This is a genomic window from Cupriavidus taiwanensis (assembly GCF_900249755.1).
Taxonomy (GTDB): Bacteria; Pseudomonadota; Gammaproteobacteria; order Burkholderiales; family Burkholderiaceae; genus Cupriavidus; species Cupriavidus taiwanensis_D.
The window spans coordinates 626,784-640,982 of the sequence record NZ_LT976854.1; the positions used below are offsets into that span (position 1 = coordinate 626,784).

The 14,199-nt window shown below is 66.4% G+C and carries 16 protein-coding genes; 14 read left to right on the top strand and 2 right to left on the bottom strand.

Annotation, left to right across the window (positions count from 1 at the left end; all coding sequences use genetic code 11):
* Window positions 1–4: 4 nt before the first annotated feature.
* On the bottom strand, window positions 5–907 hold the full coding sequence (locus CBM2594_RS18655) for a LysR family transcriptional regulator (RefSeq protein ID WP_198048171.1): 903 nt from the start codon (window positions 905–907) through the stop codon (window positions 5–7).
* A 120-nt stretch (window positions 908–1,027) separates the two neighbouring features.
* Between CBM2594_RS18655 and CBM2594_RS18660 the strand changes: the two genes are divergently transcribed.
* From CBM2594_RS18660 to CBM2594_RS18725, 14 genes are all read left to right on the top strand, one after another.
* Entirely contained in the window at window positions 1,028–2,002 is a 975-nt protein-coding gene (locus tag CBM2594_RS18660) for a Bug family tripartite tricarboxylate transporter substrate binding protein (RefSeq protein WP_198048172.1), read from the top strand.
* A 49-nt stretch (window positions 2,003–2,051) separates the two neighbouring features.
* Window positions 2,052–3,005, top strand: coding sequence for a Bug family tripartite tricarboxylate transporter substrate binding protein (locus tag CBM2594_RS18665; RefSeq protein WP_232346669.1), 954 nt, complete (start codon window positions 2,052–2,054; stop codon window positions 3,003–3,005).
* Window positions 2,998–3,396, top strand: coding sequence for a Zn-ribbon domain-containing OB-fold protein (locus CBM2594_RS18670; RefSeq protein WP_116358305.1), 399 nt, complete (start codon window positions 2,998–3,000; stop codon window positions 3,394–3,396). Before CBM2594_RS18665 ends, CBM2594_RS18670 begins: the two co-directional genes overlap by 8 nt.
* Window positions 3,393–4,562 (top strand): thiolase, encoded by a 1,170-nt coding sequence (locus CBM2594_RS18675; RefSeq protein WP_116358306.1) that lies wholly within the window; start codon window positions 3,393–3,395, stop codon window positions 4,560–4,562. The genes CBM2594_RS18670 and CBM2594_RS18675 overlap by 4 nt, the downstream gene beginning before the upstream one ends.
* 4 nt (window positions 4,563–4,566) lie before the next feature.
* Window positions 4,567–5,472: an SDR family NAD(P)-dependent oxidoreductase gene (locus tag CBM2594_RS18680; RefSeq protein ID WP_116358307.1), complete on the top strand. Its 906-nt coding sequence runs from the start codon at window positions 4,567–4,569 to the stop codon at window positions 5,470–5,472.
* Window positions 5,473–5,479: 7 nt separating this feature from the next.
* The gene (locus CBM2594_RS18685; protein WP_116358308.1) at window positions 5,480–6,373 is read left to right on the top strand and encodes a MaoC/PaaZ C-terminal domain-containing protein; all 894 of its coding nucleotides are present in this window, start codon (window positions 5,480–5,482) and stop codon (window positions 6,371–6,373) included.
* Window positions 6,374–6,376: 3 nt separating this feature from the next.
* Window positions 6,377–7,054 carry a 3-oxoacid CoA-transferase subunit A gene (locus CBM2594_RS18690; RefSeq protein ID WP_116358309.1) on the top strand — a complete coding sequence of 226 codons (678 nt, stop codon included), beginning with the start codon at window positions 6,377–6,379 and terminating at the stop codon, window positions 7,052–7,054.
* Window positions 7,042–7,743 (top strand): CoA-transferase, encoded by a 702-nt coding sequence (locus tag CBM2594_RS18695; protein ID WP_116358310.1) that lies wholly within the window; start codon window positions 7,042–7,044, stop codon window positions 7,741–7,743. The genes CBM2594_RS18690 and CBM2594_RS18695 overlap by 13 nt, the downstream gene beginning before the upstream one ends.
* 16 nt (window positions 7,744–7,759) lie before the next feature.
* Complete coding sequence (locus tag CBM2594_RS18700) at window positions 7,760–8,932, top strand: acyl-CoA dehydrogenase family protein (protein ID WP_116358311.1); 1,173 nt, start codon at window positions 7,760–7,762, stop codon at window positions 8,930–8,932.
* Window positions 8,916–9,926: an acyl-CoA dehydrogenase family protein gene (locus tag CBM2594_RS18705; RefSeq protein ID WP_232346670.1), complete on the top strand. Its 1,011-nt coding sequence runs from the start codon at window positions 8,916–8,918 to the stop codon at window positions 9,924–9,926. Before CBM2594_RS18700 ends, CBM2594_RS18705 begins: the two co-directional genes overlap by 17 nt.
* Window positions 9,927–10,070: 144 nt before the next feature.
* Window positions 10,071–11,024: a Bug family tripartite tricarboxylate transporter substrate binding protein gene (locus CBM2594_RS18710; protein ID WP_116358313.1), complete on the top strand. Its 954-nt coding sequence runs from the start codon at window positions 10,071–10,073 to the stop codon at window positions 11,022–11,024.
* Window positions 11,021–12,187: a CaiB/BaiF CoA transferase family protein gene (locus CBM2594_RS18715; RefSeq protein WP_116358314.1), complete on the top strand. Its 1,167-nt coding sequence runs from the start codon at window positions 11,021–11,023 to the stop codon at window positions 12,185–12,187. The genes CBM2594_RS18710 and CBM2594_RS18715 overlap by 4 nt, the downstream gene beginning before the upstream one ends.
* Window positions 12,188–12,189: 2 nt before the next feature.
* Window positions 12,190–12,963: an enoyl-CoA hydratase gene (locus CBM2594_RS18720; RefSeq protein WP_116358315.1), complete on the top strand. Its 774-nt coding sequence runs from the start codon at window positions 12,190–12,192 to the stop codon at window positions 12,961–12,963.
* Window positions 12,964–13,017: 54 nt separating this feature from the next.
* Window positions 13,018–13,926: a LysR substrate-binding domain-containing protein gene (locus CBM2594_RS18725; protein WP_116359678.1), complete on the top strand. Its 909-nt coding sequence runs from the start codon at window positions 13,018–13,020 to the stop codon at window positions 13,924–13,926.
* Window positions 13,927–13,946: 20 nt separating this feature from the next.
* On the opposite strand, the gene CBM2594_RS18730 is transcribed toward CBM2594_RS18725, so the two are convergent.
* Window positions 13,947–14,177: a DUF3820 family protein gene (locus CBM2594_RS18730; protein ID WP_116358316.1), complete on the bottom strand. Its 231-nt coding sequence runs from the start codon at window positions 14,175–14,177 to the stop codon at window positions 13,947–13,949.
* Between the last annotated feature and the right edge of the window lie 22 nt (window positions 14,178–14,199).

Sequence of the window (14,199 nt, forward strand, 5' to 3'; positions counted from 1 at the left end):
TCCGTTATCCGCTGCTCGCCTTGAGCCGCGGAATCAGTTCCTGCAGGAACTTGCGCGTGGCCAGCGTCGGCCGGCCAAGCCGGCGCTGGATCAGCGAGAGCCGATGCGCGTCCGGCGGAATGTCGACGATGGCGATCGTGCGCATGCCCCATTCTTCGGCAATCTTGGCGGCATAGGATGGCGCGATCAGCACGCTGTCCCCGCGCTTGACCAGACCCAGCGCAGACGTCAGGGTGCCCACTTCCACACCGCTTGGCATGACCACGCCCTTGTCGGCAACCAGCTGGTCCAGCGTCCGGCGCACGCTGAAGAAGCGGCGCAAGCTGATGTGGTCGAAGCGCGAAAGGTCGGCCAGCCGTATCCGCTCGCGGTTGGCCAGCGGGCTGTCCATGCTTACCACGGCACGCATGCGCCCCTGATAGACCACCTCTGACGATACTCCCGGCAGCTCGTCTTCGACCGCGCCAAGGCCGAAGTCGACAATGCCTGCGCGCACGCTTTCCACCGTCTCGTCGGTGGACAGCTCGTGCAGCTCGAATCGCACCCCCGGAAATTGCTTCCTGTACTCGGTGATCGGGCCTGCCAGCAGGCCGTAGATCATCAGCGGCGAGGCGGCGATGCTCACTTTCCCCCGCTTCATTGCCGCGAGTTCCTCGACGCTTCGGGTCGCGGCCTGCATGGTGGCGATCACGTCGACGGCGAAGGCATGGAATTCGATCGCCGCGTCGGTCGGCTCTACCCGGCGCGTGGTCCGGTCAAACAGCGCAAAGCCGAGCTGTGTCTCCAGTTCCGCAATCACCTTGCTCGCGGCGGATTGGGTGATGTTCTGCCGGGTTGCCGCAGCCGTGATGCTGCGCGTCTCGAAGACTTCGAGGAAGAGGCGGAGCTGGCGCAAAGTGATATTCATGCCTTGACCGACTGTATTCATGAAAAGAAGTCGATTGTGTCATGAATGGGCTGTCCCTACTATCTGGCCGTGCAGTCACACGACGCGGGCAAACCGCGCGCCAGAGTGGAGGAGACAAGAATGCTTCGAACCGTGTCATGGAGGCGTCGCCTGATCGGCGCCTGCTTCCTGCTGGGATCGTCAGGCGTACTGGCTGACGGGGCCTATCCGCACAAGCCGGTGACGCTGGTGGTTCCCTTCGTAGCCGGAGGCATGACCGACGTGATGGCCCGGCAGTTGGCCGCCACGATGCAGAAGGCAACGGGTCAGCCCGTGCTGGTGGAAAACCGCCCCGGCGCGGGCGGCATCATCGGCGCGGAAAAAGTCGCCCGCGCGCAGCCGGATGGTTATACCTTGCTCGTTACCACCACGGCACATGTGGTGAATCCCGCGATTACGAAGCGGTTGCCGTACGACACGGAGCGCGATTTCGCGCCGATCGCGCTGCTCGCCAGCACGCCCAGTGTGCTGGTGGTCAATCCTTCGGTTCCCGCCAAGAATCTCCAGCAGTTGCTCGCGTTCGCGCGCCGGTCCGGAAGCGTCAGCTACGGCTCGGCGGGTACCGGAGGCACCACGCATCTATCGGGCGCCCTGCTGGCAAGCCGCACCGGAGCACCGCTTCTCCATGTGCCCTACAAGGGCACTGCCGCGGCCGTCAACGACCTGCTGGGCGGGCAGATTCAAGCGTCGTTCGTCGACGCGCTGACCGCACTCAAGTACATCCAGGCCGGGAAGCTCACACCGGTTGCCGTCACGACTAAGACCCGTGCCGCGGTCCTGCCAGATGTGCCGACTGTGGCGGAGCAGGGCGTGCCGGGCTACGAAACCGAGATCTGGATCGGCTTCTACGGCCCCGCAAGGCTGCCGTCCGGGATTCAGGCGCGGCTGAACGATCTGGCGCGAAGCTCGATGAATGACCCGCCATTCCAGGAAATGCTGCAGCAGCAAGGTACGACGCCGGGCCGCATGCCGGTACCCGAATTCCAGCGCTTCGTCAGCCAGGAGATTCGCAAGTGGGACGACATCGTCAAACGAACCGGCATCGAACCGCAATAGCGCCCACAGCAAGTCCCTCGCGGCCACCACCTGACACCCGGAGACACCCTTGAAATCCGCAATCCCCTTCGCCATCGCCGCGTTCGCCACCGTTGCGCACGCCGCCGAAACCTACCCCACCAAGCCCGTCACGCTGGTCGTGGCCTACGCGGCTGGCGGCATGACCGACATCCTGGCGCGCAAGGTCGCGGCGGACCTGCAGGCGCAGACCGGGCAGCCGTTCGTGGTGGACAACAAGCCTGGCGCCACCGGACAAATCGCGACGGAATACGTGTCGCGCCGGCCTGCGGACGGGTACACGATCCTGGTGGGCGCGACCAGCCACGTGATCAATCCGGCGATGAAGAAGGCGCTGCCATACGATGCCAGGAAGGCATTCGATCCGGTCGCGCTGCTGGCCATCAGCCCCAACTTCGTCCTGGTGAATGCGGGCCTGAGCATCAAGACCTTCGCTGACCTGAAAGCGTATGCCAGCACGCATTCGACGATTCCGTATGGCACCGCGGGGATCGGCGGCGCACCGCATGTGGTGGGAGAGCTGTTGCGCGCGCAGAGCGGCCTGCCGCTGGTGCACGTGGCCTACAAGGGTGCGGGCCCCGCGATGGGTGACCTGGTGTCGGGGCAGGTGCCGTTCGGCGTCGCCGAGTCGGTGACGGCGAATGCTTACCTGAAGTCCGGAAAGATCGTGCCGCTGGCGGTGGCGTCGGCGCGCCGCAGCGAGCAGTACCCGGCGGTGCCGACGCTCAACGAGCTCGGCTACAAGGGCTTTGACCTGACGACCTGGGTCGGTGTCTACGCGCCCGCCGGCACGCCGCCGCAGGTCCTGGCCACGCTAAACCAGGGTTTTCGCAAAGCAATCGCCAGCCAGGCGACCTCCGAGTACATCCGCTCTACCGGATCGGAGCCCGGCAATATGGACCTGCCCACCTACAAGGCCTTCGTTCTGTCGGAGATGGACAAATGGAAGGCTGTGATTCAACAGGCGGGGGTCAAGGATGAGTAATCGCGACGAGGCCCGTGCGCACGGCGACGAGTCGCCCGAACAGGCGTTCTTCGCGGCGCTTCGCGCCGGTACGCCGAAGGTGCAGTGTTGCCAGGGATGCGGCAAGCGCTTCTTTGCCCCGCGCACGCATTGTCCGGTGTGCCGCAGCAGCCAGTACGCGTGGGTGTCGATGACAACCGCGGGCACGCTTTACTCCTACTCGGAGATTCCGCCGCAGGGCGGCAATCCCGGCCGGAATGTCGTGCTGGTCGACATGGCCGACGGCTTTCGCATGATGTCGACGGTTCCCGGCGCAGGCCCCGGCGCGCTGGCCATCGGGATGCGCCTGACCGCGCTTGTCGATGCCGGCACGGAACCGCCGCGTATTGTTTTTGAAGAGGACGGCAAATGATCGACTGGGAGCCATCGTTGCGGGGCAGCATCGCCATCGCCGGCAGCGCCACCGCGGGCATTGGCGATGCCGGAGGCCAGACCGACCTCGAGATTACCTCTCGCGCCGTGCACGCCGCCGTGGAAGATGCCGGGCTGACGATGCCGGAGATCGACGGGCTGATGAGCGCGAGCCTGGCTTCGTCGATGTGGGTGGTGAAGCTGGCCGAGTACCTCAACCTCAGGCCGTCCTTCTCGGACAGCACGCAGATAGGCGGCGCGTCGTTCGTCGGTCATCTGCTGACGGCGGCCGCCGCGATCCGGGCGGGACTGTGTCGCAACATCGTGATCGCGTACGGTGCCACGCCGCGGGGCGGGAACAGCGTTTCGGCGACCTCGCCCGCCCGCGCGCGGCTGGACCCGTATCCGTTCGAGGATCCGTTCCAGCCTTTCAATCCGCCGACCAGCTATGCGCTGGCCGCGATGCGGCACATGCACGTGTACGGCACCACGCGCGAGCAGCTCGCGGAGGTTGCGGTGTCGGCGCGCCAATGGGCCCGGCTGAATCCGGAAGCGTTCCGGCGCGAGCCCCTGACGATCGATGAGGTCTTGCATGCCAGGCCGGTGTCGTCGCCGTTCACGGTGCGCGACTGCTGCCTGGTGACGGATGGCGCGGGCGCCGTCGTGGTGACCAGTGCGGAACGCGCCGGCGCGCTCAGGCGCCAGCCCGTCTACGTGCTGGGGACCGCGACTTCGCATCACCATCGCCAGATCTCGTCCATGGACGACCTTACCGTGACCGACGCGCGCATCAGCGGGGCGCTGGCACTGAAGCGCGCCAAAGCCAGTCTCGCCGAGATCGACCTGGTCCAGCTCTACGACGCGTTCACGATCAATCCCATCCTGTTCCTCGAGGACCTAGGCTTCTGCGAAAAAGGGGAAGGCGGCCGCTTTGTCCAGGATGGCCGCATCGCCCCTGGCGGTGCGCTGCCGGTCAACACCAATGGCGGCGGCCTGTCCTGCGTGCACCCCGGCATGTACAGCATGTTCGGCCTGGTGGAGGCCGTGCGCCAGCTGCGTAGCGAGTGCGGCGAGCGCCAGGTCGCGCGCGCGCGGACCTGCCTGGTCCATGGAAACGGCGGTGTGCTGAGCGCACAAGCCACAACTATCCTTTCAACCGAGAGATAAGCGAATGCTGAACGGTAAAGTCGTCGTGGTAACGGGCGCGGGTAACGGTATCGGCCGTGCCGCGGCCATCGAGCTGGCGCGCCAGGGCGCGGCGGTGGTGGTCAATGACCTCAGTGTCTCGCTCGATGGGCACGAGGCCGGGGCGGACGCCGCTTCGGCCGTGGTCGAAGAGATCGTGCGGGCCGGCGGCAAAGCGGTGGCAAACGGCGACTCGGTGGCCGACTACGCCGGCGCGCAGCGCATGATCGACGCGGCGGTGCGGAACTTCGGACGCATCGACGCGGTGGTCAACAACGCCGGGATCGTGCGCGACAAGATGTTCCACAAGCTGACGCCGGAGGATTTCGACGCGGTCGTGAAGGTGCATCTGTACGGCACCTTCAACGTGAGCCACGCCGCGGCACAGCACTTCAAGGACCAGTCCGGCGGCAGCCTGATCCACATGACGTCGAATTCCGCGGTCATCGGCAACCGCGGCCAGGCCAATTATTGCGCCGCCAAGCTGGGCATCGTCGGTCTTTCCAAGGCGATCGCGCTGGACATGCAGCGCTTCAATGTCCGTTCGAACTGCATCGCGCCGCTCGCCTGGAGCCGGATGACCGAGACGATTCCGGCGAAGACGGCCGAGCAGGCGCGCCATATCGAAAAGATCCGCCGCATGGGGCCGGAAACCATAGCGCCGCTGATTGCCTATCTGGCGTCGGACGAATCGGCCAGCGTGTCGGGCCAGGTCTTTGCGATCCGCCTCAACGAGATCTTCCTGATGAGCCAGTCGCGCCCGGCGAAATCGGTCCACCGTTCCGACGGCTGGACCCCGCAGGCGATTGCCAGCCACGGCATGCCGGCGCTGCGCCAGTCCTTCATGCCGCTCGATACCTCCGCAGAAGTGTTCGCGTGGGACCCGGTGTAAGCGTGCCATGGCGATCGATTACCACCGGCTCAGGTCAGCCGCGTTCGCGCCGCTGCGCCACGCCTACGGCCCGGATGACTGCATTCTTTACGCGCTGGGCGTGGGCGCCGGGCTGAGCGAGGACCCCGCGATCGGCGACGAGGTCGAGTACCTGTATGAGGAAAGACTGAAGGCGCTGCCGTCGATGGCCGCCGTGATTGCGTACCCGGGCTTCTGGATGCGCGACGCGGTGCACGGCATCGACTGGCGGCGGGTCGTGAATGGCGAGATGCGCATGACGCTGTTTCGGCAGCTCGCGGTTAGCGGCGACGTCATCGGTCACAGCCGCGTGGCGCGCGTGACGGACAAGGGGCCGCGTGGCGGCGCGCTGGTCGTGACCGAGCGGTCCATCGTCGACGCGGCCACCGGGCAACCGGTCGCGCGCGTGGACCAGGTCAATCTCTGCCGCGGCGACGGCGGCTATTCGGCGGGAGACGCCGCGCAGTCGGACGAGGCCTTGCCGCCGATTCCGCGCGCCCCGGAACGTAGCCCCGACGACATCCTGGTGCTTCCCGTCAGCAGGAACCAGGCGGCCATCTACCGGCTCACCGGCGACCGGAATCCGCTGCATATCGATCCGCAGAGCGCGAAGCTGGCCGGCTTGGATGCGCCGATCCTGCATGGCGCATCGATGGCCGGGCTGGCAGCCAGGGCGGTGATGCGGACGCCGCCGTCCGCGCACGCCTGGGTTGGCGGGATCGATATCCGCTTTACCGGGATGGCGTATCCGGGGCGCGCCGTTGCCGTTGAACTGTGGCGCTCGCCGGAAGCGACCAGCTTCCGTTGCGTCGAGGCTGACAGTCACAGAGAGCTGGCGTTCGGCGTTGCCGCGTGGCAATCCGCCGGTTCCATGGAGGCATGAGGCATGCAGGACAAGCTGATCGCATCGGCGGCTGAGGCAGTGGCGGACATACGCTCCGGAGCGTCGATATTCGTGGGCGGGTTCGGTGGATCGGGCATCCCGGCGCAGTTGCTTGCTGCATTGCTCGAGTGCAGCAGCGCGACCGAACTTACGCTCGTCAACAACAACGCCGGTGCGGGGGACGCCAGTTTCCTGGCACTGGTGCGTGGCGGGCGGGTGCGGCGCATCGTCTGCTCTTACCCGCGCATGCCGGGCTCGGAAGTCCTTCGCGACCTCGTGCTGGCCGGAAGGCTGCAGGTGGAGGTGATGCCGCAAGGCACGCTGGTCGAGCGCATCCGCGCCGCCGGGGCCGGGCTGGGGCCCTTCTTTACGCCGACCGGCTATGGAACGCCGTTCGCATCGGGCAAGGAATGCCGAGTCATCGACGGCAAGGGGTACGTGCTGGAGCAGCCGCTCCATGCCGACTACGCCTTCGTCAATGCGTCGCGAGCCGACAGGCTGGGCAATCTCGAGTACCGCTACGCCCAGCGCAACTTCGGCCCGGTCATGTGCACGGCGGCAACGATCACGATCGTCGAGGCAGACGTCATCGCGGAAACCGGCTCGCTCGATCCGTGCCACATCGTGACGCCCAGTGTCTTTGTCAGCCGCGTCGTCAGGAGGGAACCATGCGCCATCTGACGCGACCTGACATTGCCCGCATGGTGGCGGCGGACTTTCCGCAGCATGCCGTGGTGAATCTCGGCATTGGCATGCCAACGCTCGTGACCGGGCATATTGCGCCGGGGCTGGGCATACACCTGCACAGCGAGAACGGCATTCTCGGCATGGCGCAGCGAGACCCGCAGGTGCCGCCGGACCCCGACCTGATCAATGCCAGCAAGGAGCACGTGGCGCTCCAGCCCGGCGCGTCGATTTGCGACCACGCCTTGTCCTTCACCATGATGCGCGGCGGCCACCTCGATATCACGGTGCTGGGCGCGTTCGAGGTCGCGGCCAACGGCGACATCGCCAACTGGGCGCTGGGCGAGGGCGATCCGCTGCCTTCCGTGGGCGGCGCGATGGACCTCGCGGTCGGCACGCCGACGGTGTGGGTGATGATGGAAACGCTGACACGTGCCGGCGCTTCGCGCCTGGTCAGCCACTGTTCGCTGCCGCTGACCGCGCAGGGGGTGGTCAGCCGGGTGTATTCAGAGATCGGCGTCTTCGACGTGGAAGACAACCACTTCGTCCCCCGGCGCCTGCTTGCCGGGATCGGGCTGGAATCCATGTCCCGCTGGGTGGGCGGACCGGTCGCGTGGCCGGCCGGCGGACCGGCGGTCATCGCGTTGCCACCGGACGGGCAGGGCGGCTCAGCACCGCGCCTTTGACATGGAACGGAATCCAATGAAACAAGATATCGTCGCGGAAGCCACGGCATGGCTGCAGAAGGCACTGGCCGTGCTGCGGCAGGAGTTTCCCGCGCACGCCAACCCTGGCCAGCCGTGTCGCATCCGGTGGAATGCGCTGCTATGCGAGGCGGACCTGGTGGCATTGACCTGGCCCGAGGCACTGGGCGGGCGCGGCTTGCCGACGTCTGACCTGATCGCCTTTCACGAACTGTGCGCAAGGTTCGGCGCGCCGCAGCCCATCAACAGCATTGCGCATTCGATACTCGCGCCCACGCTGCTGAAATTCGGCACGGACGCACAGAAGGCAAAGTTTCTTCCCGGGATTCGCGCGGGCACCGAGATCTGGTGCCAGGGCTACTCCGAGCCGGGCTCGGGGTCCGACCTTGCCTCGGTCCGCACCCGTGCCGCCAGGATGGATGGCGGCTGGGTCGTGAACGGACACAAGATCTGGACCACGCAGGCGCACCTGGCGCGATGGTGCTTTGCGCTGGTTCGTACCGAAGCCGGAAGCGCGGGACACCGGGGGCTGAGCTTCATGCTGGTGGACATGCAGGCGCCAGGCGTTCGGGTCGAGCCGATCCGCCAGCTGACCGGCGAGGCCGACTACAACGAGGTGTTGTTCGAGGACGTGCGGGTCCCGGACGGCCACATCGTGGGCGAGGTGGGCGAAGGCTGGCGCATTGCGATGGCCGCGGCGGAATTCGAGCGCGGCATCTATTTCCTGCCCCGCGTGGTGCAGCTCGAGCACGAACTGGAGCGGGCCAGGACACTGCTGGAGCAGGCGCAACTGAACGCCGCGGACGCCAGCGGCTATCGCCACCGGCTGCTCGAGGTCAGCGACAGCTGCCAGGTCATTCGCTGGCGTGTCGAACAGGTCGTCAGCCAGGTCGCAGCGGGAAAGACGCCGGGTACGGATGGCGCGATCCTCAAGCTGCTGTGGAGCGAAACGCGCCAGAAGGTGATCGAGCTCCAGCTCGACCTGCTTGGCGCGCGCGGCATGGTCGGACCTGAAGCGGGCGGCGCGTACTGCGAAGACGCCGCGGTCGTCAGGGAATTCTTGTGGTCTCGCGCCGAGACAATCGTCGCCGGCACTTCCGAGATCCAGCGAAACATCATTGCGGAGCGCATCCTGGGGCTTCCGAAGGACAAACATGGCAACGCAAACTGAAGCGGAAGACATGCTGCCGGCGTCGTTCGGCAGACTGATGCGCGAGCAGCATCCGCTGGCCGATGCGCGCCGCGGCGATACGCTGGATGAACCGCGGCACTACGCAAAATGGGCAAGCCTCGATCAAGGGGGCTGGCTCGAACTGGCGGACGTCGAGGCCGAACCCGGGACGCATTACCCGCTTGCGCTGGGCGAAATGATGGGGCGGTCGCTGCTCAACCTGCCGCTGGCGTTTTCCGCCTATGTCCTGCATCCGCTGTGCCAGCAGGTTCCCGAACTGCTGGGCGCGGGCACCGTGTTGCCATGGCAGCGGCATCCCGGCGTTGGCCGCGTGGAGCAAGCGGAGCCGGAGGACGACGCGCGTTTCATTGATTTCCATGGGCGGCGCGCGTGCTATTACCGGCTTGCGCCCGCCGGGGAGCGCGACGGTAGCTGGCAAATCCAGCGTTATGACGGCACCGATGTCGACGTTGTCGCGGGCATGGACGTGTGCGGAGCGCTCGGATGCCTGCCTGCCGGCAGTGCGGCGGCGCAAGCCGGCTTTTCGCTGCCGTGGGCCAGCATGCAGCCGTTGTTGCGCAGGTACCTGGCGGTGGAGCTGGCGCAGACACTCGGAGCGGCGGCTGCCGCGCTGGACATGGCGGTCAGCTACGCCACCGAGCGCCGCCAGTTCGGCAAGCCGATCGGCCAGTACCAGGCCATCAAGCATGCGCTGGCCAATGCCTGGGTAGCACTGGACAACGGGCGCTATGCGGTCCGGGCCTTGCTGGGGGAGGGCGCGGCGCCTGACGTGGCTGGCATCGCAACCCGGCTGGTGGTCGCGGCCGCGACGCAGGCGACAAAGCTGGCGATCCAGGTCCACGGCGGCATAGGCTTTGCCTGGGAGCACGACGCGCATCTGTTCCTGAAGCGCGTCTATCACAAGCGCTTGGAGGTGCAGCGTCTGGCGAGATTGCTGGATACGTACCAGCATCCCGTCCGGATCGCAGCGTAGCGCGAAGCGGCCACGCTGCGGCCCCTGCGAACCGCTCGCAGCCGCGCGGATATATTCCAAAGCACGATAATTCTATGAACACAATTCGCTTGTTGGCATGAGTGTTCGGGCCGAACATGGCGGCTATCAGACAAGGAGACAGAGATGAAGGCCCTGATTGCCGCCCTGGTGACCGCAACGATGATTGCGCCCGCCGCCTTCGCGCAAGGCGATTCTTATCCCAGCCGGCCGGTCAAGCTGGTGGTGCCGTTTACCGCCGGGAGCGCCTCGGACACGGCGGCCCGCATCATTGCCGAAGAGGTGCGCACCTCGCTGGGCACCATCGTCGTCGACAACCGGCCAGGTGCCAACGGCATCATCGGCGCGAGCTATGTGGCGAAGTCGCCGGCAGACGGCTACACGCTGTTGCTGACCAGCAGCTCGACCCATTCCGGCATCGAGGCGCTGTACAAGCGCCCCGGCTACGATCCGATCAAGGACTTCGTCCACATCTCCCGCATTGCCACCATTCCGATGGTGCTGGTGACGCGCCCAGACGCGCCCTACAAGTCGGCCCGCGACATGGCAGCGCATGCGCAGAAGAGCCGCTTGCGCTATGGCTACGGCAGCGGATCGGCGCAAATCGCCGCGGCAACGTTCTCGCAGCTGGCCAACGTGCCTGCCGATGCGATTCCGTACAAGAGCCAGCCTCCGGCGGTGACCGACCTGCTCGGCAGCCAGATCGACTTCATGGTCGCGGACACGTCGGTGGTGATGGGCTTCCTGCATGGCGGGAAGCTGAACGGGCTGGCGATTACCAGCCCGAAGCGCCTGCCCGAGTTGCCGAACGTGCCGACCATGGCCGAAGCCGGCTACCCGCAGTTCGACCTGGTGGTGTGGGTCGGACTGGCGGCCCCGGCCGGAACGCCTGCGCCCATCGTGGCGCGCTGGAACCAGGCGGTGAACGAGGCGATCGCCCGCCCCGCCGTCGTCGACAAGCTGGGCAAGCTTGGCATGGTCGCCGCCCCGGCTAGCACCCGGGAGTTCGCGGCATTCACGGTGGCACAACGCGGCATCTGGACTTCCCGGGCGTCGAAGGCCGGTGTGGAGCAGCAATGACGAACCAGGCAGCACAGGTTGCGGCACAGGTCGCGGGTCCGTTGGCCGGGGTGCGGGTGCTGGACCTGACCTCGGTCATCATGGGGCCGGTCTGCACGCAGATCCTCGCCGACTACGGCGCCACCGTGGTCAAGGTCGAACCGCCGGAGGGCGACGTCATGCGCCATGCCGGCAGCAAGCGTGCGCCGGGGTTGGGCTCGATGTTCCTGCACGCCAACCAGGGCAAGCAATCGGTCATGCTCGACCTGAAGCGCGAGGCGGATATCGCCACGCTCAGGCAGATGCTGCCGGATTTCGACGTGCTGGTGCACAACGTGCGGCCGCAGGCGATGCGGCGCCTTGGCCTGGACGACGAAGCGGTGCGCAAGCTGAACCCGGGCATGGTGTATGTCGAATTGTCGGGCTATGCCGACGGCGGTCCGATGCGCGGACGCGCCGCCTATGACGACGTGATCCAGGCCGAGGCCGGCCTGGCGGACCTGTTCGCCCGGCAGACCGGCGGCGCGCCGCAATACGTGCCGACGCTGATCGCCGACCGCGTGACCGGCCTGACCGCCGCGCACGCCACCATTGCCGCGCTCTACAGCCGGCAGCGCAGCGGACGCGGCGATACCCTCCGCGTTTCCATGTTCGAGACCATGGCCGCGTTCGTTCTGGGCGACCACCTGGGCGGCGCTTCCTTCGAACCGGCAGCCGGCCCGATGGGCTACAGCCGCCTGCTTACCCCGCACCGGAAACCCTACCAGACCAGCGACGGCTACATCGCCGCGGTGGTCTACAACGACAAGCACTGGCGCGCGTTTTTCGAGGCCATCGGCGAAATCCGCAGGTTTGAGGCCGACCCGAGATTCCAGACGGCCGCCGCCCGTGCGGACAACTACGACGCCATCTACGGCTACCTGGCCGAAGTCATGGCAACACGCACCACGCAAGAGTGGGTGGACTTGCTGGAAGGCGCGGATATTCCCCACGCCCGCGTCAATCGTGTCGAGGACCTGCTGGATGACGCCCAGCTCAGGGCCGTCGGGTTCTTCGATGAACGCGATTTTGGCGATGCCGGGCAACGCCGTATTGCGGCGCGCTTCCGCTCGCCGGCAGCCGCGCATGACTTTCCGACACCCGCCCCGACGCTGGGCCGCGGGACAACGAACACTGGACAATGACGATGGAAGACCTGAAACACCTGACGCTGCAGGTATCGGACCAGGGCGTGGCAACGCTGCAGATTGCCAACGGCACGAGCCTGAATATCCTGGACTCCGACACCATCACCGAATTCACGACTACGCTGCGCCGGCTGGCAAGGCGCCCCGACGTGCGCGTGCTGGTGTTGCGCGGTACCGGCGAGAAAGCGTTCATTGGCGGCGCCAACATCAAGGAGCTGGCGAAGCTGAACCCCGAGACCGCGGTGGCTTTCATTACGCGCCTGCACGATCTTTGCGAAGCGGTGCGCGACTTCCCCGTGCCGACGATTGCGCGGCTGTCCGGCTGGTGCATGGGCGGCGGAATGGAGTTCGCCGCGGCCTGCGACATCCGCATCGCGGATGACCGCGCGAACTTTGCCATGCCCGAGGTACGGATCGGGATTCCGTCGGTGATTCACGCCAACATCCTGCCGCGGCTGATCGGCGAGGGGAACACGCGCTGGATGCTTCTGACTGGCGCTTCCATCGACGCCGCCCGCGCGCAAGCCTGGGGCTTTGTGCATGAGGTCGTGCCGAACAGCGGCCTGGATCACGCCGTGGCGCATACCGTAGCCGAGATCCTCGAATGCGCTCCCGAAGCGGTGCGCGCGCAGAAGGCCCTGCTGCGCGCCTGGGAAGACCCCGCGATCGAGCGCGGGCTGAAGCACAGCATCGAAGTCTTCGGGGCATGCTATGCCGGCGCCGAACCGGACACCTACATGACCCGCTTCTTCGCGCGCAAGCAGCAGCGATGAAAGGGCAGGGGGCCGTCAGGTATGATCGACGGCTCTGCCAAGCCTGCCTTGCCCATGAACTTCACGCTCCGGGAGTTTCGCGTTTTTCGCGTCGTCTACGAACTGCGCAGTTTCAGCGGCGCTTCGCAGGCGCTGCACATGACGCAGTCCGCGGTCAGCAAGGTCTGCCAGGAGATGGAGTCGAAGGTCGGCCAGCGCCTGTTCGAGCGCTCGACGCGCAAGGTCGTGCCCACGCTGCTGGCCGAGCAGCTGTACCGGCATGTTTGCGAGGTGCTCGGCACCATGGACGCCGCCGAGCGCAGCATGCGCAGCCTGTTGAACATGGAAGCGGGCGAGGTCAGTGTCGCCGCTTCGCCGATGCTGTGCGTGGGGCTGCTGCGCAAGGCCGTCACGGCGTTCCACCAGGCCTACCCCGCGATTCGCATCGGCCTGCATGAGCTGTCAACCGATGAAACCATCGACTACGTCGTCAACGGCAAGGCTGACTTCGGCCTGGCCTCCATCGAGGGCGCGCATCCGAAGCTGACCATCGAGCATGTCTTCAACGAAAGGATGTTCGTCGTCTGCGCCGCGGACCATGCGTTGGCGCGCAAGCGCTCGGTAAGCTGGGAGCAGCTGGCGGCCTGGCCGCAGATTTCATTGCACCCGACCTTCAGCACGCGGCGCACCGTGGACCGGGTCTTCGCTGGCCGTGGCCTGGCGTATGCCAGCGCGATCGAGGTTGGCACCGTGCTGTCGGCGATCAGCTTTGCCAAGGCTGGTGTCGGCGTGGCGGTGCTGCCGGGCTATGTCACCGAGCTGGTCGGGGAGTTCGGCCTGGTGGCCAAAGCCCTGCCGGCTGAAGGCGTCGAGCACCCGATCGCCATCATCACGCGGCACAACGCCATGTTGTCGGCGCCGGCAGCGCGCCTGCTGCATGACGTCAGGCAGTCGCTCGAGCAACGGCTGCGCTCGCGGCCATAGCGCGGCGCCCCGGCCCGGCATCAGTCAATGCCTGTGCCGCGCAGCGGCTTCAGCAAATGCGACAGCCCGTTGTGATCCAGTTCATGCATCAGCGCCAGCAGCGCGCCGATCTGTCCCGGCGGAAAACCCTCGCGCGCGAACCAGTTCAGGTAGTTGCCCGGCAGGTCGGCGATCAGCGTGCCTTTGTGCTTGCCAAAGGGCATGGTGACGGTGACCAGGCGTTTGAGGGCGTCGGCGTCGAAATCGGTCATGGGGCAAAGCCAGTCGGAAAAC